Source organism: Dyella telluris (assembly GCF_014297575.1).
Lineage (GTDB): Bacteria > Pseudomonadota > Gammaproteobacteria > Xanthomonadales > Rhodanobacteraceae > Dyella > Dyella telluris.
This window is the reverse complement of sequence record NZ_CP060412.1, coordinates 1,072,765-1,096,149: the sequence shown is the minus strand read 5'-3', so window position 1 is coordinate 1,096,149 and position 23,385 is coordinate 1,072,765. Positions and strand designations below refer to the sequence as shown.

General features: G+C 66.7%; 21 protein-coding genes. 8 read left to right on the top strand and 13 right to left on the bottom strand.

Annotated features, from left to right (window positions below; genetic code table 11):
- Positions 1-45: 45 nt before the first annotated feature.
- The 4 genes from H8F01_RS05115 to H8F01_RS05100 form a co-directional block, all read right to left on the bottom strand.
- A complete protein-coding gene (locus H8F01_RS05115; protein ID WP_187057954.1) occupies positions 46-573 on the bottom strand; it encodes an RrF2 family transcriptional regulator in 528 nt (175 codons plus the stop codon).
- A gap of 142 nt (positions 574-715) precedes the next feature.
- Positions 716-1,207 (bottom strand): asparaginase domain-containing protein, encoded by a 492-nt coding sequence (locus tag H8F01_RS05110; RefSeq protein WP_187057953.1) that lies wholly within the window; start codon positions 1,205-1,207, stop codon positions 716-718.
- A 142-nt stretch (positions 1,208-1,349) separates the two neighbouring features.
- Complete coding sequence (locus tag H8F01_RS05105; protein ID WP_187057952.1) at positions 1,350-2,996, bottom strand: acyl-CoA dehydrogenase family protein; 1,647 nt, start codon at positions 2,994-2,996, stop codon at positions 1,350-1,352.
- Between the two features lie 99 nt (positions 2,997-3,095).
- Positions 3,096-4,094 (bottom strand): aldo/keto reductase, encoded by a 999-nt coding sequence (locus H8F01_RS05100; protein ID WP_187057951.1) that lies wholly within the window; start codon positions 4,092-4,094, stop codon positions 3,096-3,098.
- A 109-nt stretch (positions 4,095-4,203) separates the two neighbouring features.
- On the opposite strand from H8F01_RS05100, the gene H8F01_RS05095 reads away from it, so the two are divergent.
- A complete protein-coding gene (locus H8F01_RS05095; protein ID WP_187057950.1) occupies positions 4,204-5,133 on the top strand; it encodes a LysR family transcriptional regulator in 930 nt (309 codons plus the stop codon).
- Here H8F01_RS05095 and H8F01_RS05090 read toward each other — a convergent pair whose 3' ends face one another.
- Entirely contained in the window at positions 5,134-5,895 is a 762-nt protein-coding gene (locus H8F01_RS05090) for a class I SAM-dependent methyltransferase (protein ID WP_187057949.1), read from the bottom strand.
- A gap of 12 nt (positions 5,896-5,907) precedes the next feature.
- Positions 5,908-6,903: a transporter family protein gene (locus H8F01_RS05085; RefSeq protein WP_187057948.1), complete on the bottom strand. Its 996-nt coding sequence runs from the start codon at positions 6,901-6,903 to the stop codon at positions 5,908-5,910.
- A gap of 100 nt (positions 6,904-7,003) precedes the next feature.
- Between H8F01_RS05085 and pdxR the strand changes: the two genes are divergently transcribed.
- Complete coding sequence (gene pdxR / locus H8F01_RS05080; RefSeq protein ID WP_187057947.1) at positions 7,004-8,479, top strand: MocR-like pyridoxine biosynthesis transcription factor PdxR; 1,476 nt, start codon at positions 7,004-7,006, stop codon at positions 8,477-8,479.
- 183 nt (positions 8,480-8,662) lie between these two features.
- Here pdxR and H8F01_RS05075 read toward each other — a convergent pair whose 3' ends face one another.
- Positions 8,663-9,010, bottom strand: coding sequence for a DUF2069 domain-containing protein (locus tag H8F01_RS05075; RefSeq protein ID WP_187057946.1), 348 nt, complete (start codon positions 9,008-9,010; stop codon positions 8,663-8,665).
- The gene (gene wrbA / locus H8F01_RS05070; protein WP_187057945.1) at positions 9,007-9,609 is read right to left on the bottom strand and encodes an NAD(P)H:quinone oxidoreductase; all 603 of its coding nucleotides are present in this window, start codon (positions 9,607-9,609) and stop codon (positions 9,007-9,009) included. The genes H8F01_RS05075 and wrbA overlap by 4 nt, the downstream gene beginning before the upstream one ends.
- Before the next feature lie 130 nt (positions 9,610-9,739).
- Between wrbA and H8F01_RS05065 the strand changes: the two genes are divergently transcribed.
- Genes H8F01_RS05065 through H8F01_RS05055 form a run of 3 tightly spaced genes read left to right on the top strand, consistent with a single transcriptional unit; the run spans position 9,740 to position 11,762 of the window.
- Positions 9,740-11,017, top strand: coding sequence for a YihY family inner membrane protein (locus tag H8F01_RS05065; RefSeq protein ID WP_187059161.1), 1,278 nt, complete (start codon positions 9,740-9,742; stop codon positions 11,015-11,017).
- Positions 11,014-11,493, top strand: a complete 480-nt coding sequence (locus tag H8F01_RS05060) for a TlpA family protein disulfide reductase (protein ID WP_187057944.1) — start codon at positions 11,014-11,016, stop codon at positions 11,491-11,493. Before H8F01_RS05065 ends, H8F01_RS05060 begins: the two co-directional genes overlap by 4 nt.
- A gap of 2 nt (positions 11,494-11,495) precedes the next feature.
- Positions 11,496-11,762, top strand: coding sequence for an acylphosphatase (locus H8F01_RS05055; RefSeq protein ID WP_187057943.1), 267 nt, complete (start codon positions 11,496-11,498; stop codon positions 11,760-11,762).
- 4 nt (positions 11,763-11,766) lie between these two features.
- Here H8F01_RS05055 and H8F01_RS05050 read toward each other — a convergent pair whose 3' ends face one another.
- Positions 11,767-14,577 (bottom strand): EAL domain-containing protein, encoded by a 2,811-nt coding sequence (locus H8F01_RS05050; protein WP_187057942.1) that lies wholly within the window; start codon positions 14,575-14,577, stop codon positions 11,767-11,769.
- Between the two features lie 233 nt (positions 14,578-14,810).
- Here H8F01_RS05050 and H8F01_RS05045 point away from each other — a divergent pair, with 233 nt between their 5' ends.
- A complete protein-coding gene (locus H8F01_RS05045) occupies positions 14,811-15,311 on the top strand; it encodes a VOC family protein (protein ID WP_187057941.1) in 501 nt (166 codons plus the stop codon).
- 69 nt (positions 15,312-15,380) lie between these two features.
- Here H8F01_RS05045 and ppk2 read toward each other — a convergent pair whose 3' ends face one another.
- The 4 genes from ppk2 to hemA form a co-directional block, all read right to left on the bottom strand.
- Complete coding sequence (ppk2, locus tag H8F01_RS05040) at positions 15,381-16,166, bottom strand: polyphosphate kinase 2 (RefSeq protein WP_187057940.1); 786 nt, start codon at positions 16,164-16,166, stop codon at positions 15,381-15,383.
- 126 nt (positions 16,167-16,292) lie between these two features.
- On the bottom strand, positions 16,293-18,398 hold the full coding sequence (locus H8F01_RS05035) for an O-linked N-acetylglucosamine transferase, SPINDLY family protein (protein WP_187057939.1): 2,106 nt from the start codon (positions 18,396-18,398) through the stop codon (positions 16,293-16,295).
- Positions 18,399-18,467: 69 nt separating this feature from the next.
- Positions 18,468-19,547 (bottom strand): peptide chain release factor 1, encoded by a 1,080-nt coding sequence (gene prfA / locus H8F01_RS05030; RefSeq protein WP_187057938.1) that lies wholly within the window; start codon positions 19,545-19,547, stop codon positions 18,468-18,470.
- A 74-nt stretch (positions 19,548-19,621) separates the two neighbouring features.
- Positions 19,622-20,896 (bottom strand): glutamyl-tRNA reductase, encoded by a 1,275-nt coding sequence (gene hemA / locus H8F01_RS05025; RefSeq protein ID WP_187057937.1) that lies wholly within the window; start codon positions 20,894-20,896, stop codon positions 19,622-19,624.
- A gap of 112 nt (positions 20,897-21,008) precedes the next feature.
- On the opposite strand from hemA, the gene H8F01_RS05020 reads away from it, so the two are divergent.
- Positions 21,009-22,748, top strand: coding sequence for a tetratricopeptide repeat protein (locus H8F01_RS05020; protein WP_187057936.1), 1,740 nt, complete (start codon positions 21,009-21,011; stop codon positions 22,746-22,748).
- A complete protein-coding gene (gene lolB, locus H8F01_RS05015) occupies positions 22,745-23,377 on the top strand; it encodes a lipoprotein insertase outer membrane protein LolB (protein WP_187057935.1) in 633 nt (210 codons plus the stop codon). Before H8F01_RS05020 ends, lolB begins: the two co-directional genes overlap by 4 nt.
- Positions 23,378-23,385 lie beyond the last annotated feature (8 nt).

The window sequence follows — 23,385 nt, the reverse complement described above, 5'->3', positions numbered from 1 at the left end:
TCGGTGATGACACACGGAGCGCGCAGGGCGTGCTCCGTGTTGCCTTCAGGCCTGTCGATCGCTGCGGCGATTGGCGGCGCGGTCGTTGAACCAGTGGATGACCTGCTCGCCGTAACTGGTGGGCGCCTTCGCATGGGTGCGCGTGGCAAGGTCGGCCAGCGAGTGCTTTTCCAGTTCCGCGCGCATGGCGCGCTCGGCGGCCTGCATCACGGCATGGATCGAGCAGGTGCCACGCGTGGCCCAGGCCGGCGGCTGCTCACCGAACAGCGCGCACTGGCCGCGCACTTCGCGACAGTCGAAAAGCCCCTTGTCGCCGTCGATGGCCTCAACCACGTCCTGCACCGTGATCTTTTCTGGCGGACGTGCGAGCTTGAATCCGCCACGCACGCCCTCGGTGGATTCCACGATGCCGGCCTTGGCCAGGCGGGTGAAGAGCTTGGCGGCGTAATCGACGGAAACACCCTGCATCTCAGCCAGGTCGCGCACGCTCGCTTCGCGAACGCCGGCAGACGATCCGGACAGGTAGAGCAGGCAATGCAGGCCGTATTCGACGCCTGTGCTGATGAAGGACATGATCTTACGGCGACTCAGTGGATCGTAGTTGATACGGTAGATCAGGTCGGCCGCAAAGTCACGGGCACCAAAGAGACGAGGCCCGGTCGCTGGCGGCCGGGCCTTGGGATAGCGGGTGGTTTACCGCAGGAAGAGCGTGGCCTCAGCCGTTGCTCTCTTCGAAGCGGTTGGCGTCGCGGTTCTTGCGCACCTTGGCGGGATCCCACACACGGCCGTTCATGGTGATGTAGACACCGTCCGGCAGGGTCTGCACGGCGGCCACGGCGCAGCCGATGTTGAACACGGCGTCCGAACCCTGGAAGCGAGCCGGGTTCAGCGCGCCGGTCAGCACGATCACCTTGCCCTTGATGTGGGCCAGTTCGCGGGCGGTTTCCACCATGGTGTCGGTGCCGTGGGTCACCAGCACGTGGCGATGCGGCTGCGCCTCGATGGTGGAGCGCACCAGTGCGCGGTCCTCATCGCCCATGTGCAGGCTGTCCTTGCGCAGGATCGGGATCACGTCGAACTGGAAGGCCACGCCAAGCTGGCTGAGGATGTCGCCGATCTGCGGCGAGCCGATCTTGTAATCCGACTTGTCGTCGAAGTAGATCTTGTCGATGGTGCCGCCGGTGGTGACGATGGTCAGATGCTGCATGGTCGTGGGTCGCCAGGGAGGGGAAGGAGGGCATTTTAGCCGGTCGCCTGCTTTGGGGCACCCCGAGGCGGAATCCTGCTACCCCTCACCGTCATTCCCGCGAAAGCGGGAATGACGGTGAGGAAGGGGCTGTGCTGAGGGCTCAGTGGGGGCCTAGCAACAGGGCCGTATCCGTGGCATCGGCCGCAGACAGCCGCGACAGCCCGTGCGCCACGAAGCGCCGTAGTGCGGCGCCGGTACGCGCGTGGCCATGGGGCGCCGACCAGGTGTCGTGGCGGGCGAGCAGGGCGGCGGCGGTGCAGCGGGCCAGGGTGATGGCGATGCCGCGGGCGGCGGCCTCCAGTGCGTCGCGCTGGATGGCCTTGGCCTGCAGGCTGGCGGTGGCGGCATCCAGGGCCTGGTGGATCGCCTGCCGCGCCTGCGCGTCGATGCTGTCGGCCAGCCAGCCTTCGATGGCGGTGCGCAATGCGCCGATGTTCTCGCCGGCCAGGGCGCGCAGGCTGTCCAGCGACAGCACGTTGGTGGTGCCCTCCCAGATCGAATACACCTGCGCGTCGCGCAAAAGCTGGGGCAGGCCGGTATCTTCGATGTAGCCCGCGCCGCCGAAGCACTCCAGCGCCTCCGAGCACAACTTCACCGCCATCTTGCCGGTCCACAGCTTGGCCAGCGGCGTGAGCAGCCGCAGCAGGGCGGCTTCGTGTGGCCGAGCCGTGCCGTGTTCCACCCGCCCGAGCAGATGCGCCACTTCGAAGGTGAGCGCGAACGCGCCCTCGAAACCGGCCTGCATGTCGGCCAGCGTCTGCGCGTGCAGCGGCTGGTCGATCAGCCGCTTGCCGAAGGCTTCGCGGCGCGTCGCGTAGTCGCGCGCAAGGTGCAACGCGCGCGCCATGCTGGCGGTGGCGCATACGGCGTTCCACGTGCGCGTGATGTTGAGCATCGGCGCCACCTGGCGCACGCCGTTGGACAGCTCCCCGAGCGGCCAGGCGGGCAGGCCGTCCAGATGGATTTCCGCGGTGGGCAATTCGTGCGTGCCGAGCTTGTCCTTGAGGCGATCGATGATCAGCTCCGGCTTGCGTCGCTCGCCATCCATCGTCTCGACATAGAACAGTGCCAGTGCGCCCGGGCCGGTGCCGGCACCCTCGGGGCGCGCCAGGCCGAGCGCCATCTCGCCGACCACGGCGGAACTGAACCACTTGCGGCCGTACAGGCGCCACTGGCCGGAGGCATCCTGCCGCGCGATGGTTTCCGTGTTGCCGACATCGGAACCGCCGGGAGTTTCGGTCATCCACTGCCCGCTCAGCCAGAACGTCGACGCATCGCGGCTCAGCAAGTGCGGCAGCGCGCGTTCGATAAGTGCCGTGTTGCCGGATGCCTTCAGTGCGGTCGCGGCGCCGTCGGTCATGGCGAGCGGGCAAGTGTAGAACTCGCTGGCCACGTGATAGAGGTACACGCGTGCGAATGCTTCCAGTCGCGCATGCTCATGCGCTTCATGGCCTGCCGCCAGCACGGCGTGTTTCGTGGTGACGTGCGGGCCTTCCTGCCACGCCTGGGTAAGTTCGATGCGGTCGACGCGATGGCCCCACGCATCCCACTGCGTGAGCACGGGTTTGCGGCGCGTGCTGCAACAGGCGCGTGCCCACGCCATCCGTGCATAGTCGCCCAATGCTTCCAGGTCGGGTTCGATAACGGAAAGCCGTGCCGGCGGCAGTGCGCGACGAAGCATGGCGCGCAGCAGCGGGTCTTCACGATACGGATGAGCGAGCTGCGGCGGATCTTGCAGGAATCCCATGATCGGCTCTCGTCGGATCGGTGCCGTCGAGTATAGGCCTGCCCCGTCCCGATCATGGGGTGGCCGCATCGACGGTGATCGATGCGGCCACCTTGGCGATCAATGCGCGCGTTCGCTGTCCAGGTGCGCCATCTGCGCGGCGGCGTAGCGCTCACCGGCGGCAGCGTTTTTCGGCACGGCGGCTTCGATGGTGGCGAGGTCGCCTGCCGTCAACACCACGTCGAGCGAGCCCAGCGCTTCCTGCAGGCGATCGCGACGGCGGGCGCCAATCAGCGGCACGATGTCCTTGCCCTGCGCGGCGACCCAGGCGATGGCCAGTTGCGCCACGGAAACCTGCTTCTGCGCCGCAATCGTGCGGAGCGCGTCGACCAGTGCAAGGTTGTGATCGATGTTGCCGGCCTGGAAGCGCGGACTGTGCGCGCGGAAATCGCCAGCGCCTGCGTTGTTCTTGTCCCAGTGGCCGCTGATCAGGCCACGCGACAGCACGCCATACGCGGTGATGCCGATGCCCAGTTCGCGGCAGGTCGGCAGGATGCTGTCCTCGATGCTGCGCGAGATCAGCGAGTACTCGATCTGCAGGTCCACGATGGGATGTACGGCGGCCGCGCGGCGAATGGTTTCCGAACCCACTTCGGACAGCCCGATATGGCGAACGTAACCGGCCTTCACCAGGTCGGCGATGGCGCCGATGGTGTCTTCGATGGGCACGTTGGGGTCCAGGCGCGCCGGGCGATACACATCGATGTAATCCACGCCAAGACGCTGCAACGTGTAGGAGACGAAGTTCTTCACCGCGGCGGGGCGGGCGTCGTAGCCGACCCAGTCACCCGCCGGGCCGCGCAGGGCGCCGAACTTCACGCTGATCAGCGCCTTGTCGCGCGGCACGTTTTTCAGTGCTTCGCCGATGAGCATTTCGTTGTGGCCCATGCCGTAGAAATCGCCGGTGTCGAGCAGGTCGATGCCGGCATCCAGCGCCGCGTGGATGGTGGCGATGCTTTCCGCGCGATCGGAGGGGCCGTACATACCCGACATGCCCATGCAGCCCAGGCCAAGGGCGGAAACGCGGGGACCGGTGGCGCCAAGTGGAAGGTGCTGCATGGTGACTCTCTCCAGACGTGGGTGGGGACGCGATGAACGGAAGTATGGCGTGGCGCGGGGTGTACGATAATCCGATCCTATCCGTACAGCCCGTGCAGGAATCAGCACAATGGAAGAGCTCGGTCTTTCCGATGTCGAGGCATTCCTGGCGGTAGCGCGCGCCCGTGGCTTCCGGGGGGCCGCTGTGCAGGGCGGCGTTTCTGCCTCGGCGCTCAGCGCGGCTCTGCGTCGCCTGGAAGCACGCCTCGGTGTGCGCCTGCTCAACCGCACCACGCGCAGCGTCACGCCGACTGAGGCTGGGCAGCGGCTGCTCGAGCGGCTGGGGCCGCTGGTCGGCGAGATCGGGAGTGCGCTCGACAGCATCAACGCCTATCGCGAAAGTCCCACCGGTACGCTGCGGCTCAACGTGCCATCCATCGTCGCGCGGCACATTCTTCCGTCCATCGCCACGCGTTTTCTGCGCGCACATCCGGGTATCACGCTGGACGTGATCACCGACGATGCCTTCGTGGACGTGCTGGCAGCCGGCTGCGATGCCGGCATCCGCTACGAAGAGCGGGTGGAGCGCGACATGATCGCCATGCCCATCGGGCCACGCCTGCAGCGTTTCGTGGCGGCGGCAGCACCGGCGTATCTCGCGGCGCATGGCAGGCCATCGCGGCCGCAGGAACTGGTGGATCACGCGTGCATCCGGCATCGCTTTCCCAGCGGCGTGGTTGCCGTGTGGGAGTTCGAGCGTCGCGGCAAGATCGTGCGCATCCGGCCCGATGGTCCTTTGCTGGCCTCCACGACCGAGATGGAAGTGGAAGCGGCCGTGGCGGGGCTGGGCATCATCCACACCTTCGAGGAGCTGCTGCAGCCGCAGCTCGCCAACGGGGCTTTGGAGCCCGTGCTGGAGGAGTGGTGCCAGCGCTTCAGCGGCCCCTTGCTGTATTACCCCAGCCGCGCCCACATGCCGGCGCCGCTGCGCGCCTTCGTCGACTTCATCAAGGCCGAAGGCGCGCAGCGAGGGGACGGCGAGGTGCGCCGGACAACGTGATCAGGGTTTGTGGAACTTGTAGATGAAGCGGTCCGTGTGGCCCTTGATGGATGCGTCGTAGATGCCCTTGGTGTGATCGTCGGCGGGATTGCGCATCGCATCGCTCTCGCTGTCGAACTGGAAGCCCGCCGCGGTCAGCTCGCTTTTGACGGCGGCAGGATCGATGCGATGCAGGTCGTCGGTCTTTGAAATACCCGTACCGGCAGCGGCCGCGTGGTCCAGCACGATCAATGTGCCGCCCGGCTTGAGTGCGTCGAACAGTTGCTTGTCGAGCTTGGCCATGTCCGGCGAGCCCATGAAGGGATCATGCAGGTCGTGGTAGTTCTGCGATGTCCAGATCACGTCCACCGGCTCGGGCAGCTTCAGATCGGTGACGGGCTCGACGATGACGGAAACATTGGCATAGGGCTCCTTGCCGGCGAAACCCCGCACGCTGATCAAACCCTTGGGCGCCTTCGTGTCCATTTCCGTCGGCTGCAGCGCGATGACCTTGCCGGTGGGGCCGACCATGTGGCTGAACAGGCGGGTGTAGTAGCCCTTGCCGGGCATCAAGTCGACCACGATGTCGCCGCGCTTGATGCCGGTAAAGCCGAGCACGGCGGCGGGGTGGCGTTCGTCGTCGAGCGCGCGATCTTCGGCGGGGCGATTCTTGTCGGCAATGGCCAGCCCCACCGTGCTTGGCAGCGGATGCGTCGGCGCGGCGAACGACACGGCGGTGACGGTGAGCAAGGCAGAGATCGCAATCACGGAGAAGCGTTTCATGGCGTCACTTCCTCAGTGCACGTAGTTGAGTGCGATGGCGGGCGTGATGGACGACGACGTGCGATTGCCCGACGGGATGATGCGCACGCCGACCAGCAGGCCGATGTTCGGCGACCAGTTGTATTCCACGGCGGGCGCGAAGCCAATGTAACGGTTTGATTTGGCGCCGAGCGTCGCGTCAGGCGGGAACGGATCGCCATTCGCATATTCCTGCCCACTGACGTGCGTGCTGCTGTTGTGGTTGTAGAGCAGATCCAGCGCCAGTACCCAGCGGCGCGTCAGGCTGTACTCCAGCGACGCATTGGCAAACACGTTGTCACCGGGGCGGGCATGACCGCGAAAGTTTGCGTCCGTGCCGTAGACGCTTACGCCTTCCACCTCGGTTCGCGACGAGAATGATGCGGACACGTTGAAGCGCACACGCAGGATGCGGCCGTTCGGCATCCACAGGTAAGTCTGCGTGTTGATGCCGATGGTGGTGGTGTACGCGCCGGTGCCCAGTCCGTCGGCGGGGCGGTTGCCGAGCTGGTCGTACTTGCCGCTGGGGAAGCTTTGCTGCAGCTGGATAGCCACGCTGGGCAGCCAGCTGCCTTCGTGGAATTGCCGCAGGCGGTATTGCGCCTGCACGGTGATGTCGCCCACCTGCACGCCGCTGCTGTTCGGGCCACCGCTGACGCGGTTGTAGCCGAACACCGGGATGATGCCCATGGTGAAGTTGTTGGCCACGCCGTAGTTCATGTAGGTACGCGAACCGAAACTGTCCGAGCCCTTGCTCGTGACGTCGTAGAGGTAGGGCTCGAGCAGGATGTGGCCTGGCGGCAGGGTCTCCGCGGAATTGGCCATCATCGGGCCGGTCCACCAGGCGTCCTCTCGCGACTGCGGCGCCGCCGTGGCGGCGACGTCCTGCGCATAGGTGCGCTGGCAGGCGCCCGGCAGACACAGCAGGAACGCCAGCCAGAGCACGAACAGGCGCGGGGCAAGCGGCGATGAGGGCGGTGTGCACTTCATGGTTGCGGGCTCGTTCGGACGAGCGCAAGCTAAGCCCGCAAGTGGTTGGCTGGAATAGCCACTTTGAAGTGTCTTGGTATATCCACTTTGAGATCGTGCCATGCAGCGCATCGCCGCCGGATTCCTGCCGCCCGTCGCCATGGACACGGGCAGCGACACGCCCATGTACCAGCAGCTGTCGGACTGGTTCCGACGCGCCATCAGCAGCGGCCAGTTGCGGCCGGGGCAGCGTGTGCCGTCCACCCGCAGCCTGGCCACCGAGCTGGGCATCTCGCGCATTCCCGTGCTGGGTGCATATGAGCAGCTGCAGTCGGAAGGCTTCCTGGAGACCTTCACCGGCGCAGGCACCTGCGTGGCGCGGGCCATCCCCGCCGACATGATCGTGGAGCGGAAGAAGCAGGTACCGCTGGCGCCGGTGCCTGCGCCCGGCGGCTCGCGTCGCACCTCGCGTCGTGCGGCCCTGCTGCGTTCGCCCGAGCCTACGTGGCTGGCCAACATGGGCGCGTTCCGCGTGGGCGTGCCGGCGCTGGAGGCGTTTCCGTCCGTGCTGTGGTCCAAGCTGGTGAGCCGTCATGCGCGCCACCTGTCGCCGGAGGCCATGGGCTATGGCGATCCCATGGGGCATCTGCCGCTGCGTGAGGCCATTGCCGAATACCTGGGCGTGGCCCGCGCGGTGCGCTGTGACGCCTCACAGATCCTGATCACCACCGGGTCCCAGCAGGGATTGCAGATCTGCGCGCACGTGCTGCTCGATCAGGGCGAGCGTGTGTGGATGGAAGATCCCGGCTATCCCGGCGCCCACCAGGCGCTGCGCACCGCCGGCGCGGAACTGGTGCCCGTGCCGGTGGACGGGGAAGGCATCGACGTGGCGCATGGCGCACGCGTGGCTGCAGACGCGCGCGCGGTGTACATCTCACCCTCGCACCAGTTCCCGCTGGGCATGGCGATGAGCGCGCCGCGGCGCATGCAGTTGCTGCGCTGGGCCGCAGGCAACGATGCCTGGATCATCGAAGACGACTACGACAGCGAATACCGCTTCGGCAGCCGGCCGCTGTCGTCGCTGCAGGGCACCGACACGCACGAGCGCGTGATCTACCTGGGCACCTTCAGCAAGGTGATGTTTCCCGCGCTGCGCCTGGGCTATCTGGTGGTACCGAAGGACCTGGTGGCGGATTTCCACGCAGGGCGCGACGCCATCGATACGTTTTCGTCGATGCTTTACCAGTCGGTGATGACCGAATTCATCCGCGAAGGCCATTTCGCCCGGCATATCCGCAGCATGCGCACGCTGTACATGGAGCGGCGCGTTGCCGTGCTCGAGGCGATCAGTCGTTACATGGGTGGTCGGCTGGAAGTGATCGGCACCGAGGCCGGCATGCAGCTGGCCGGGTTTCTGCCGCAAGGTGTCGATGACGTGGACGTATCGCGCCGGGCCGCTGCCGTGGGTGTATCCGTGCGGCCGTTGACGCCGTGCTACATCGGTCCGCCAGGACGGGGCGGCCTGATCCTGGGTTATGGCGGTGCGAGCCTGGCAGAGATTGATGAAGGCGTGCGCAGGCTGGCCGGCTGCTTCTGATCACGGTGGGAGCGTGCCCTGCGCGCGACGGTGGCGTTCCGTCGTGACCGCTCCGTTGGTTTGTCATGCACCGGCTGCTTGTGATCTTTTGTAGGAGCGCACTTGTGCGCGACCGCAGCCATCCAGTGTTACCTCGACGTGCCGTTGTCGCGCACAAGTGCGCTCCTACAGGGGAGGCGGGGGCTACACCGCGCGGCGACGTTTCACGCCCGCGCCAAGCACGGTAATCAGGCTCAGCGTGAACAGGATTTCCAGCCACGCCAGCCAGCGCTCGCCCTGCGCGCTCCATGCCTCGCTGACGCCGTGGCAGAAATAGAACAGGCTGAGGATGCCCACCCACAGCAGCGCGCGTCGCACGTCGCGGATGGCAAACAGCGGCAACAACAACGGCAGCACGGTGATCAGCAAAGCCACCCAGGTCGGCATGACCTGCGTGGGAAACAGCCAGCCATGCCATGCAAGCTGCAGCAGCGTGAGCGCGGCCCATGCGGCCAGTCCCACGCGGTAGTTGGCGGTAACGGGCGTGCTCATGCGTGGCTGGCCAGTCGGCGTGCCACGTCGGCGAGGCGGCGGCCCAGGGCGCGGGCCAGTTCGCGCTCGTGTTCGCTGATGGCGTTGTCGCCCTTGGGGCCGGCCACGTGGCTGGCGCCGTAGGGCGTGCCGCCGCTCAGCGTGGCCGTGAGCGCGGGTTCGGTATAGGGCAGGCCCACCAGAAGCATGCCGTGATGAAGCAGGGGCAGCGCCATGGTGAGCAGGGTCGATTCCTGGCCGCCGTGCATGGTGCTGGTGGCAGTGAACACGGCGGCCGGCTTGCCGGCCAATACGCCGCTGGCCCACTCGGCGCCGGTGGAGTCGAGGAAATACTTCAGCGGTGCCGCCATGTTGCCGAAGCGGGTCGGGCTGCCGAGCGCCAGGCCGGCGCATTCGGCCAGGTCCTCTCGCGTTACATAGGGCGCGCCGGCATCGGGCTCCGGTGGCTGGGCCACTTCGGTGACGGGTGCCACAGGCGGTACCTGGCGCAGGCGTGCACGCATGCCGGGAACCTCCTCCACGCCGCGCGCAATCAGTCGGGCGAGCTGGGCGGTGTGGCCGGAGCGGCTGTAGTAGAGGACCAGGATGTCGTGGCTCATGGTTGGGGCAGTGGCGTGTGATCAGTTAGTGTAGCGGGCGACCGAGCCCCTGTTGCCGCCATGTTCACGCATCCCGCATGGGGTGTGACGGCACGCTGGGCGTACGACGTGGAAAGGAGTCACCATGGCCATGGCCCTGCGTTTCGACCGCGACCGCCTGCAGAGCTTCCGCCGCTTCGTGTGGCAGCGGTTCATCGACGACAAGTGCTTCGAGACGGCCGGTGCGTTGTCCTACACCACACTGGTATCGCTGGTGCCGCTGATCGTGGCATCGCTGGCGATCTTCGCGGCGTTTCCGGCGTTTGCCGACGCACGCGGCATGCTGATCGATTTCATGTTCAAGAATTTCGTGCCCGCCGCTGGCGAGCGCGTGCAGGACTACCTGGACGGCTTCGCCACCAACGCCAGCAAGCTCACCGGCATCAGCGTGCTGGTGATGTTCTTCAGCGCGCTGTCGATGATGGTGAGCATCGAGGACCGGATGAACCGCATCTGGCGCGTACAGCGCCAGCGTGGCTGGATTTCGCGCCTGTTGCTGTACTGGGCCGCGCTCACGCTGGGGCCGGTGCTGGTGGTTGGCGGCATCGCGGTGGCTTCGTTCGCGACGGCCCTGCCGTTTCTCAACGATGCAGCGAGCACGCTCAACCTGAAGGAGCGCGTGGTTGGCACGCTGCCGTTCGTCGTCACCTTTGTCACCCTCATGCTGATCTACATGGTGGTGCCCAATCGCCGGGTGAACTGGAAGCATGCGGCCATCGGCGCGCTGATGGGGGCGGTGCTGTTCGAGGTCGCCCGCTGGGGCTTCGCGCGTTTCATCCATCACGCGCATACCTACCAGGCGATCTACGGGGCGGCGATTGCCGCGCTGCCGATCTTCCTGCTGTGGGTCTACCTTTCGTGGGTCATCGTGATTTTGTGCGCGTCGGTGGCGGCTTCCGTCTCGGCGTTCGACTACCTGCCGCCCTCCGATTACCTGCCGGAAGATGCCGCGCTACTGGGGTTGCTGGTGGTGTTGGGCCACTTCATCGACGCTCAGCGGCAAGGGAGCTGCATCACGCCCGACAGCGTGCGCGCGCTGGAGCCGCGTCTGCACCGCGCCTCCATCGTGGATTATTTCGGTGATCTCCTGCGCGCAGGGCTGATCCAGGGCGAAGTGGGCAGCGGCTGGATGCTGAACCGCAGTCTCGACAGCACCGACCTGATGCGCGTATATGCTCACTGCAGTTACCGGGTGCCGTTGCACCCGGCGGCAGAAGCCAGCGCGCACGCGCTGCGCCTGCCGGCCCCGCTGATCGCGCTGCTGGAAGGTGCCGCGCAGTCGCTCGGCAATACGCTGCACAAGACACTGGACGTTGCCTGGCCGCCGGGTGTGTCGGCATCGATCCCCACCAAGGAAACATCACCATGACGTTGTGGAAACCGCTCGCTGCCGTGGGTCTCGCACTGGCGATGGCCGGCGCGGCGCAGGCCGCCATGCCCGAGCAGCCGTCGATCAAGCTGACCACGCTGGACGGCAAGTCGTATGACCTGGCCTCGCAGCGCGGCAAGTGGGTGATCGTCAATTACTGGGCCACCTGGTGCGTGCCGTGCATCAAGGAGATGCCGGACATCTCCAAATTCGTCACCGCGCACAAGGACAAGGTAAGCGCCATCGGCCTGGCCTATGACGACAGCGACGCCGAGGACATCAAGGCTTTCCTGCTCAAGCACCCGGTGAGCTATCCGGTGGCGCAGGTGACCATGGACAAGCCGTTGAAGGATTTCGACGAGCCGCGCGGCCTTCCCACCACGTGGCTGATCGGCCCGGATGGCAAGGTTGCCAAGCGCTTCGTCGGCACCGTCAATGAAACTTCGCTGGGGCAGGCCATCGGCCTGGGCAAGTGAGCATGGCCGCCGCGCGCTTCTTCGTCAGTGGTCGGGTGCAGGGCGTGTTCTATCGCGCCAGCACCCGCGAGCAGGCCATGGCGCTCGGCTTGTCCGGCTATGCGAAGAACCTGCCGGATGGTCGCGTCGAAGTGGTGGCCGAGGGCTCGCCGGCCTCCATCGACGCACTGGAACGCTGGTTGAGGCGCGGGCCGTCGGGCGCCCACGTCGAACAGGTGTTGCGCGAGGACTGCGACGCTCCCGACCTCGACGGTTTCCGCACCCACTGACCGCTCAGGCGGCCGAGTGCTCCGCCACAGGAGCAGCCCGCATCGGTTCGTGCGCCTGCAGGAAGGGGTGCGGGACGGACAATACGAAACCCTGCGCGTAATCGATGCCCAGCCGGTGCACGGCGGCCAGCAGCTCCGGTGAGCTCACGCATTCGGCAATGGTCTGCTTGCCGGTGACATGGCCGATGTTGTTGATCGCCTCGACCATGGCCAAGTCGATCGGGTCCTCGATCATGTCCTTCACGAAGCTGCCTTCGATCTTCACGAAATCGACGGGCAGGTGCTTGAGATAAGTGAAGGAAGACATGCCGGCGCCAAAGTCGTCCAGCGAGAACCGACAGCCGATCGCGCGCATTTCGTGGATGAAGGTGGTGGCGCGGGACAGGCTCGAGATGGCGGCTGTTTCGGTGATCTCGAAGCAGATTGACGAAGGCGCGATATGGAAGGCGTCGAACTGCTGGCGCAGGAACACGGAAAGGCCGTCCTCGCTGAGCGAGGTGCCTGACAGGTTGATTGTGCACAGCGACGGCACGTCGGCCACCCCGCGGTCCAGCGCATCGCGCAGCGCGGCGAAAGCGGTCTGCACCACCCAGCGGTCGATCGACGGCATCAGGCCGTAACGTTCGGCAGCAGGGATGAAGGCGCGGGGCGGCAGCATCTCACCATCCTCGCCCACCATGCGCACCAGCAGTTCGACGTGGGGATGCTCCATGGGATTGCGCAGGTCCACGATGTCCTGCGAGTACAGGCGCAGCCGGTTATCGGCGAGTGCGGCCTGGATGCGGCTGACCCAGCACATCTCGGTCTGTCGCACGGCCACTTCTTCGTCGTCGAGGTGATAGGGCTGCACGCGGTTGCGGCCCTTCTCTTTCGCCAGATGGCAGGCCGCATCCGCTGCACCAAGGATGTCCTGGCGAGCCAGTCGCTGCTCGCCGCTCAGGCTGATGAGTCCGATGCTGACGCTGATGCTGAAGCTGCGTTCGCCAAACGCGAAGTGCAGGTCGCCGATGGCGGTGCGCAGGCCTTCAGCAATCGACAGCGCGGCGTCGGGTGTGCAGTTTTCCAGCAGCACCACGAACTCGTCGCCGCCGAGGCGGGCCACCGCGTCGATGGGGCGCACGTGGCTGAGGAACAGGCTGCCGATCTGGCGCAGCAGTTCGTCGCCGGCCGCATGGCTGCACGTGTCGTTGACCACCTTGAATTGATCAAGATCCAGGTAGAGCACGGTGAACGGATGGCCGCTGCTTTCCGCGGAGCTGACCGCGCGGGCAAGCCTTCGTTCGAATTCGCGCCGATTGATCAGCCCGGTCAGCACGTCGTGGCTGGCCTGGTAGCTCAGTTGCGCGGCGTGTTCGCGATCGCTGCTGACGTCGCGCATCACCAGCACCACGCCATCCATGTTGCCGGCGCGGTCGCGGATGGGGGTGGCGGTCAGGTCGATGGCGGTGGCCCGGCCCTCGGCATGGGCCAGCACCAGCTTGTCTTCCTGGCTCCATGCCGCCTGTCCGCCGAGCACCTGCATCACCGGGTCGTCGATGCTGGCGCCGCTGCTCTCCGCCCTGAACTGGCAGATCGCGCTGACGGGCTTGCCGCGTGCCCGTTCGGTGGTCCACTGCGTGAGGCGTTCAGCGCTGGGATTGAGGTAGTCGATACAGCCGCGCGCGTCCGTGGTAATCACGGCATCGCCGATGGATTGCAGGGTGACCTCGGCGCGCTCCTTCGCCGCGAACAGCATGGCGTCGGCGCGGCGTCGCTCAGTGATCTCGGTGACCGACCCGGCCATGCGCCGCGAGGTACCCGCATCATCGCGCGACGATGCGCCGCGCGCATGGAACCAGCGTGGTCCGCCCACGGGCTGGGGCACCCGAAATTCCACGTCCAGCGGCGTGTTGCTCCACGCGTGAGCGGTCACGGCACGCATCACCGGGCGACGGTCGTCTGGATGCAGGCACAGGAATACCGATCTGTTCGGCTCGCCCTTCATGCGGTCGAACCCGAGCATCTCGCGCAGACGGGGCGACAGGTAGATATGGCCGGTCGTGCGGTCCCAGTCCCAAAGACCGTCATTGCTGCCCGCCACGGCCAGCTGGAAGCGGTCTTCGCTGGCGCGCAGGTCGCGGGCCACGCGTGCGCGATCGTCCAGCAGGCGCCGTGCGCGTCGTGCGGCGATCAGCACCATGGAGGCCGCTACCAAACATAGCCAGACGCGCAGCAGGTTGGCGGTTTCGCGCGCTGCGCCGCCGAGTGCATCCGAGAAGTCGTACTCCAGTGGCGTCAGGCGTTCGTCGATGTCGCGCAGGCGCGAACTGGTCGATTCGGTCCAGTCGGCGGGGTGGTCGCCATGGCTGATGCGTTCGTGCGCGTCGCCTGCCAGCGCCACCAGTTCATCGATGGATTGGTCCGCCTTGACCCACACGTTCACGGCGCGGCGGATGCTGCCCACGCCGTGGAAATAGCGGTAGAGGCGTGCCATGCCCGGGATGTCGGCGCGGTCGATGCCGCCGCGGAGAAACCCGGCGGTGACCACCGCCATGTCGGGCCTGGGGCGATCGAGCTCCAGGCGTGCGCGGTGGTCCCCCAGGGGTACGGCAATGGCGTCGAGGAAACGCTGGTAGTCCGGCTCGGCGTCCGTGGCCAGGTAGTGCTGCAGGCTGGAAACCGCGATCTTCTGCGCCTTCGACCAGCGGCTTTCGCCACCCACGAAGGCGCGTGCCGCCGAAAGAATGTCCAGGCTGGCAGCGCACAGCCCGATCATCACGACGACAACCAGTACGAACGGTACCACGATCTCCGCCGCTCGCTCTCGTTTGATCAAATCGGCAACCCGGTCCCTGACCGGCATAACGCCCTCCCGCGCCTCTGGAATTCACGCTCTCCCCTTATCGGCCCCGCCCGCGCCAAGCTTGAGCGGGGGCGGCCTTCACCTCGCATCGACCGGGGCGGCACGGGCAGGGGCGTACACCGCCGTGTCGATACAGGCCGGCCATGTTCGTCGGCAGGGTGAGGGGGCAAGGGCCCCATTCGCTCATACGCAGGGAGACACGACGCATGACCACGCGATTCCAGCGCATCACCCCGTTTCTGTGGTTCGATCACCAGGCCGAAGAGGCCGCCCGGTTCTATGTGTCGGTCTTTCCCCGGTCGCGCATGCTCGCCACCACGCGTTACGCCTCCGCGAGTGCCGCCGCGTCGGGGCGCGCCGAAGGGTCGGTGATGACGGTGGATTTCGAACTCGATGGCGAGCGGATCACCGCCTTGAACGGCGGCCCCGTGTTCACCTTCACCGAGGCCGTGTCACTGGTGGTGCGCTGCCGTTCGCAGGAAGAGATCGACGACTACTGGGAGCGTCTGCTTGAAGGTGCCGCCGTGCAGAGTGGTCAGTGCGGCTGGCTCAAGGATCGCTTCGGGCTCTCCTGGCAGGTGGTGCCGGAGGAGATGATCGCGATGCTCACCAGCGACGATGCGGCCAGTGTTGCCCGCGTGCACGCCGCCATCATGGGCATGACCAAGCTGGATCTGCAGGCCCTGCGGCAGGCGGCGGCGGGGTAAGGGTGGCTTCGGATGACGCGATGGCAACCGCGCGGGACGCGCGGCTGCAGGGCAATGCGTCGGGCGCGGTCAGTCGTCCCAGCTGTTGGGCACCCATTCCGCCTTGCGCGTGACATGCTCGGACTTGGGCTTGCCCTTGAGCTTGGGCAGCTTGGGTTCGGGAATGGTTTCGTCGTGGCGCGGCACCTGTTCGAGCAGGTGGCGGATCAGGTTGATGCGACCTTGCTTCTGGTCGTTGTAATCCACCACGAACCACGGTGCGCACGGCCGGTGCGTGCGCTCGATCATCAGGTCGCGCAGGTGGCCGATTTCCTCGTACTTCTCGCGTGAGGCCAGGTCGTTGGGCGAAAGCTTCCAGCGCTTGAGCGGATCCTTGGCGCGGTCGGCGAAACGCTCTTCCTGTACGTCCTGGTCGACGGCCAGCCAGTATTTGAGCAGGATGATGCCGTCGTCGGTGATCAGCTTCTCGAAGGCCGGTACGGCCGCCATGAAGGCCTTGTACTGCACCTTGCTGCAGAAGCCCATCGCCGGCTCGATCACCGCGCGGTTGTACCAGCTGCGGTCGAACAGCACGATTTCACCGGCGCTGGGGAGATGCTCCACGTAGCGCTGGAAATACCACTGCGAGGATTCGGTTTCGCTGGGCTTGCCCAGGGCGGCGATACGGTAGCCGCGCGTGTCCATCGACTCGGTGATGGCCTTGATGGTGCCGCCCTTGCCGGCGGCATCGCGCCCCTCGAACACCACTACCAGCCGGTGCCCGCTGCGTTGCAGCCAGCGGTGCAGGCCGGCCAGTTGAAGCTGCAGTTCCGCCATCTCGTGTCGGTAGCTGCGATTCTTCTTTTTCTTGGCCATGGCGAGCCTCTCCTTCGCAGGTTGTAGAAGTAAGCGACGAACCGTGGGAAGCGGGTGAAGAACAGGCGTCACCCTGGCCGGGCAGGCCGGTGTTCACGGCGCGCTTCCCACGCCTCGTTGGCGACTTTACATATCCAGGTCGACGGGCTTTCGGCCGATACGGTAACGCGCGCTCATCGCCTGCACGGTGCGGCGGAAATCGCCGGCAAAGCCCTGCATGTCGAACAGCGAGCCCTGCGTGCGCTGCTGCGACAGGTGCTGGCGCAGCAGGCGAAGCGCGTCGCGATCATTGCCCAGCTGCGTGGCCATGGCGATGAAGGCTTCTTCGTCTTCGCATGCCAGCTCGGGCAGGCCCAGCTGCTGCAGCAGGCTGGTGGCGACGCGTCCGGCGAAGGTGCGGCCGGTGCAGGTGAGCACGGGGCAACCGGCCCACAAGGCGTCCGACGCGGTGGTGTGCGCGTTGTACGGCAGCGTGTCCAGGAACAGGTCGGCGTTGACGTAGCGCGACAGGTAGTCGGCGTGCGGCAGGCGCGGCAGGAACACCAGGCGCTCCGGCGCGATGCCGGCCGCCTTGGCCGCGGCACGCAGGCGATCGTCCGCGCCGTCCTTGCCGCTGAGCAGCCACAGCACGCTGTCCGGCACCTGTTGCAGCACCAGCATCAGCCGCGCGAAGGCGGCCGGGTTGATCTTGTAGCTGTTGTTGAAGCAGGCGAACACCGTGCCCTGCTCGGGCAGGCCGCATTCGGCCCGCGACGGCGGCTGCGCCACCTCGCGCGTGTTGTCGTTGGGCTGGTAACAGCGCGGCAGGCGCACCAGCTTTTCGCTGACGGTCTCGCGAAGGTCGTCGGGCACGATGACCTTGTCGGCCACCAGGTAATCCATCCACGGCGCGCCCATGCTGCCGGCGTAGGCCAGCCAGTTCACCTGCACGGGGGCGGGCCGCAGCGCGAACAGGTCGGCATTGTCGCGACCGGAATAGCCGTTGAGATCCACCAGGATCTCGACGCCCGTGTCGTGGATGCGCTGGGCCACCTGCCCGTGGTTGAGCGCAGAGACGTCGTGCATGGTGGTGGCCGCCGCGAGGCGACGGCGGATGGGGCCGCCATCGTCCCGGGTGGTGGCGAACAGGTGCAGGTCCAGGTCGTCGTAGCCGGCCAGCGCCTCGAACATCGCCACGACCAGCAGGCCGGTGGCGTGGTCGTTGAAGCCGTCGGCGACAAAGCCGATGCGGATGGGGTTGTCCGGCGCAGGTTTGGCATGGGCGAATGCCAGCTGCTTGCGCAGTGGCGCCATCTGCTTTTCGACCGCCGCGGCGTAGTCCTGGGCGCAGCGCAGCTGCAGCGCCGGGTCGATATCTTCGGCGAGCATGGTGAACGGGCTGATCGTGCCCGCGCCTGAGGCCACGGCGGCCTGCGCGCGCTGGCTCAGTTCGTCCAGGTCATGCCAGTCGACCAGGCGGCGGCGCAGGAACAGCAGCTGGCTGAGTGCGCGACCGTCGTCGGGATTGAGTCGTAGCGAGCGCTCATAGGCCTCGGCGGCAGCGGCGAGCTGGCCGTCGTCCTCCAGCGCCTGGCCGACCGCGAACGGATACTGCGGATTGCGCGGCTCCAGGCTTTCGGCCAGCTGCCAGGACTTGCTGGCTTCGGCCGCGTTGCCCTGCGTCTGCTGGATACGCCCGCGCAAGGCGTACGCGGCATCGAAGCGCGGATGCAGGTTGAGGGCTTCGTCGGTATGTACGGTCGCCTGGTCGACATTGCCCAGTTCGAATTCGGCCGCGGCCAGGTTGAGGCGCAGGCCAGGATGGGCCGGGGCGCCATGGGTGGCCATGGCATAGGACTCGCGGGCGTGCTGGAAGCGGGCGGCCGCCATCAGCGCATTGCCCAGCGTCAGCAGGACGGCCGGGTGGCCGGGCGACTGGCGCAGCGCGGCGCGCAGATGCTCGATGGCGTCGTCGGCCTTGCCACAGGCAAGCCAGGCGCTGCCGAGGTTGCACTGCACCTCGACGCTTTGCGGGGCCAGCCGGAAGGCTTCCTCGAGCGCCGTGGCCGCATCGTCGGGACGTTGCAGTTGCAGCAGAGCAATGCCGTGCAGGCGGGCCAGCTCGGCATGGTCGGGATAGTGGCCGCGTGCTTCGGCAGCCGCCTGTTCGGCGTCCTGATAGGCACCGCGCTCGAGCTTCTCGACGATCTGCTGCGCGAGTACCTGGGAAGAGGGGGTAAAGAGGTCAGTCATCCCGCCAAATTAACGCAGGGCGGCCGCAGCTGCCAATCCGCCGCGGGCATCGCGGGTGGCCGGCGGGCTTCAGCCGGCGGTGAGCGCCTTCAGCTCATCGGCCTGGTTTTCGCGGGTGAGGGTATCCACCAGCTCATCCAGGTCGCCCTGCAGCACTTCCGGGAGGCGGTACAGCGTGAGGTTCACGCGGTGGTCGGTGATGCGACCCTGCGGGAAATTGTAGGTGCGGATGCGCTGGCTGCGGTCGCCCGAACCCACCTGCAGCCGGCGCGATTCCGCCTGCGCGGCAGCCTGCTTGCTGCGTTCGTCGTCCAGCAGCCTCGCCTTCAGCAGGCTCATCGCGCGGGCGCGATTCTTGTGCTGGCTGCGCTCGTCCTGGCACTCCACCACGATGCCGGTGGGCAGGTGAGTGATGCGGATGGCCGAGTCGGTCTTGTTGACGTGCTGACCACCCGCGCCCGAAGCGCGGAACGTATCGGTCCGGATGTCGGCGGGACTGATCTCGATGTCGTCGATCTCATCCATTTCGGGAAGGATCGCCACGGTGGCGGCCGAGGTGTGGATGCGCCCCTGCGATTCGGTTTCCGGCACGCGCTGCACGCGGTGCGTGCCCGATTCGAACTTCAGCCGCGAATACGCGCCCTTGCCCTCGATGCGCGCGACCACTTCCTTGTAGCCGCCGTGTTCGCCGGGATTCTCGCTCAGAAGTTCGACGTGCCAGCGACGGCGCTCGGCGTAGCGCGTGTACATGCGGAACAGGTCGCCTGCGAAGATCGCTGCCTCGTCGCCGCCGGTGCCGGCGCGCACTTCGAGGAACAGGTTGGCCTCGTCGCGCGGGTCCTTCGGCAGCAGCAGGATCTGCAGCTCGCCATCGAGTTCCACCAGGCGCTGTTCAAGGCGGCCGATGTCGTCCTGGGCCATGTCGCGCAGGTCGGGATCGTCCAGCATGGCGCGCGTATCGGTCAGCTCGCGCTCGGCCTGGTCGTGTTCGCGCAAGGCGTTCGTCACGGGCTCGAGCTGCGCGTACTCGCGCGACAGTTCACGGAAGCGGTTGGTATCGGAAAGCACATCCGGCTGGGCCAGCAGCAGACCGATTTCTTCGTGGCGTTCGGCGAGGGATTCGAGCTTGCGGCGTATGGAAGGCGTCATGTCGAGAAGTGAGTGAAGAAGAGTGAGTAGTGAGATAGAGCGGCGAGCCTGGCGAGGCTTTCTCTAACTCCTCACTACTCTTCACTCACTTCTGGCTTTTCCTCCAGGCCGTACAGGCGGCCTGCGGCGTGCAGCAGATCCATGTCGCCGCTCATCGCCGCTTCGCGCAGGCGCGCGCTGGGGTGATGCAGCAGTTTGTTGGTGAGGGTGTTGGCCAGGAAGGCCAGCGCCTCGTCCGGCGACTTGCCGCGCGCGAGCATGGCGCGGGCTTTTTCCAGCACTTCGTCGCGGTAGATTTCCGCATGCTGGCGCAGGTCGACGGCCGGGTTGCGCACCGACAGCGCGCGGCGCCAGGCCATGTAACGCTCGACCTGCAGGTCGATGATGGCGTCCGCTTCGCGTGCGGCCGCTTCGCGGGAGCGGCGGTTGTCGTCGATGACCTGGCGCAGGTCGTCGATGCCATAGAGGAACACGTCGTCAAGTTCACCCACCGACGGCTCGATGTCGCGCGGCACGGCAATGTCCACCATGAACATCGGCTTGCGGCGGCGTGTCGCGATGGCCTTCTCGACCATCGACCGCGTAACGATGGGCTGGCGTGCCGCGGTGGAGCTGATGACGATATCCGCCTCGGCCAGGTGCTGCGGCAGGTCGTTGAGCGAGATGGCATAGCCGCCACAACGGCTGGCCAGGTCCTGCGCATTCTCCAGCGTGCGGTTGGCCACGATCAGCCGGCGCACCTGCTTGTCGACCAGGTGGCGCGCGGCCAGTTCGATGGTGTCGCCGGCACCGATCAGCAGCACACAGGCCTGGCGCAGGTCGGCGAACACCTGTTCGGCCAGGCGCACGGCGGTAAAGGCCACCGACACGGTGTGCGCGCCGATGCGGGTATCGGTACGCACGCGCTTGGCCACGGCGAAGGTGTGTTGCAACAGGCGTTCCATGGGCGCGCGCAGCGCCTGGGCGTCGCGTGCCTGCTGGTAGGCGTCCTTCACCTGGCCAAGGATCTGCGGTTCGCCCAGCACCATCGAATCCAGGCCCGTGGCGACGCGGAACATGTGACGCACGGCCGCATCTTCGTCATGCCGGTAAAGGAACTCGTCCAGCCGGGTCGCAGTCAGATGATGGTGTCGGCTCAGCCATGCCTGCGGAACGCCTTCGGCTCCTGCCGAGACGCTCACGTAAAGTTCGGTACGGTTGCAGGTGGAGAGGATCATGGCCTCTTCCACGCCAGGCTCGCGGGCAAGAGCCTGCAGCGCCGGCCCCATGGACTCCGCATCGAATGCCACTTGTTCGCGCAGGTTGACCGGCGCGGTGAGGTGGTTGAGCCCTAAGGCAATCAGCTTCATGGTTCAGGGCAAGGCGGGGCCAAGGGCATCCGGCAGCGTAAACTAGAGGGTAGCAACGACCGTTCTACAGTGTGGATACGGCCGTGTCACGGACGGATGAGCGGAGAATAGTGTGCTGAGCAGGTGGTCCAAGTTCAAGCAACTGCGGCATTTTGCGACCGGCAGCCTGGTGGCGTTGGCACTGGCGGCATGCGCCACCGCGCCGGGGCAGTCGGGACGCTCGTCGGCCACCGACAAGCAGCCGCTGGGCCGGTTGGTGGTGGCGGTTCCCGATCAGGAACACGACCTGATCGCCCAGCTGCTTGCAGGCGAGATGGCGCTCACCCGCACCGATCTCAAGGCGGCGTCCCAGGCCTACAGCCGGGCGGCCCAGCTGTCGCCCGACCCCAAGGTGGCCGAGCAGGCAGCGGCGCTGGCCATTGCGGTGCGCGATACCGCCGCTGCCCAGGCGGCCATCGCCCGCTGGCAGGCGCTGGGCGCCAAGCCGGCACCGCTGGCCCAGGCCCGCGCCCAGCTGGCCCTGAGCCAGGGCAATACCGAAGAGGCCCGCCGCCAGCTCGAGATACTGGTGGGTACGGGTGATCCGGATGCCTGGCGCCAGTTCGGCCGGGTGCTGGTTGGCAGCCGCGACGCCGCCCAGGCGTCGGCGTTGCTGGAAGCCATTGCCACCCCGCAGCGCCTGCCTGCCGACCCCCAGGCCTGGCTGGCCATGAGCGAACTGGGCGACAAGCTGGGGCGTCATGCCTACGCGCTGCAGATCGCCGAGGCGGCGGTGAAGCGCTTCGGCACGGCGGAAACCTACGCCTGGCTGGGCCAGATGAAGTACCGCGATGGCGACCGGACCGGCGCCAAGGCCTTGTTCGACAAGGCGATGGCCAAGGACCCCAAGGACACGCACCTGCGTCTTGCCTACGCCACCTTGCTGGGGCAGGGCGGTGACTACACGGCAGCCGCGAAGCTGCTCGACAACGGCCCGCAGGATGCGGACACCTACGCCATGCGCGCCGCGCTGGCCGCCCGCGCCAAGGACACCAAGACGATCAATCGTCTTTACACCCAGCTCCAGCGCGCCCCGGAAGACGTGCGCCAGGGCAGCGCCTATCTGCTGGGACAGCTGGCGGAGATGCTGGACAAGAAGGAAGACGCGCTGAAGTGGTACGACCAGGTTGCCGACGATGACGACCATGCCTTCGACGCCGACCTGCGCAGCGCGATCCTGCTGGAGGACCTTGGCCGCAGCGCCGAGGCACACGAACAGCTGGCGCAGATGCAGACCGATTACCTCGACCAGCCGGCCATGCTCCGTCGTGCCTATGAGGTGGACGCCGAGCTGTACATGGATGAGCAGCAGTACCTGCAGGCTGAGCGCGCCTTCAGCCGCGCCCTGCAGGTGAACCCGGACGATCCGGCCCTGCTGTACGGCCGTGGCCTGGCCTACGCCGAAGCCGGCCAGACCGACCAGGCCGTGACCGACCTGCGTCGCCTGCTGCAGCTCAAGCCGGACGATACCGACGCCTCCAATGCGCTGGGCTACACGCTGGCCGATGCCAATCGCGACCTGCCCGAGGCCCAGCGCCTGATCGAACAGGCACGCGCGGCGCGCCCGGATGACCCGGCCATCCTCGACTCCTGGGGCTGGCTGCAGTACCGGCTGGGTCACCTGGATCAGGCGGAAACGACCCTGCGCGGTGCCTGGACGGCGCACAAGGACGCCGATGTCGGCGTGCATCTGGGCGAGGTGCTGTGGAAGCAGGGGCGCCAGGAAGATGCGCGCCGTGTCTTCGACGAAGTCCGTAAGATGGATCCGCAAAGCATCAACCTTCACAACACCCTCAAGCGCCTCAATCCATGAAGCTTTCCATTCGCCTCCTCGCGGCAGCCCTGCCGCTGCTGCTAGCCGCCTGCGCCCCTAAGGAAGCGGTTCGTCCCCAGCCCAAGGCCGACTACGCAGTGCTGCTCAACGAGCAACGTGCGCGCGAGCACCTGCTGGCCAAGGCCGACCACTGGGTCCTGCAGGGCAAGATCGGTGTGTCGGGCGAGGTCAACGGCAAGAAGGACGGCGGCAGCGGCACGCTCACCTGGACCCAGAACGGGGAGAGCTACGACTTCGTCGTACGTGGCCCGGTGGGCAGCAAGAGCTTCAAGCTCAGCGTGACCCCGGACGGCGCCGTGCTCGAAGGCCTGGATGGCGGGCCGCAGCGCAGCCCGGATGCCGAGTCGCTGGTGCAGAACGCACTGGGCTGGCGCGTGCCCTTGCGCAACTTGCGCGCCTGGGTGCTGGGCACCCGAGCCGACAGCGGACCGGCCGAGCTGCAGTTCGGCAACGATGGCCTGCCGTCCACCCTTACGCAGGACAGCTGGACCGTGTCATACCCCGCCTGGAACAACACCCGCGAGCCGGCCGTGCCGTCCAAGGTGTTCGCCGCCAATCCACCGTATTCGGTGCGGTTGTCGATCGAGTCCTGGAACATCCAGCAGTAACCCTCAGC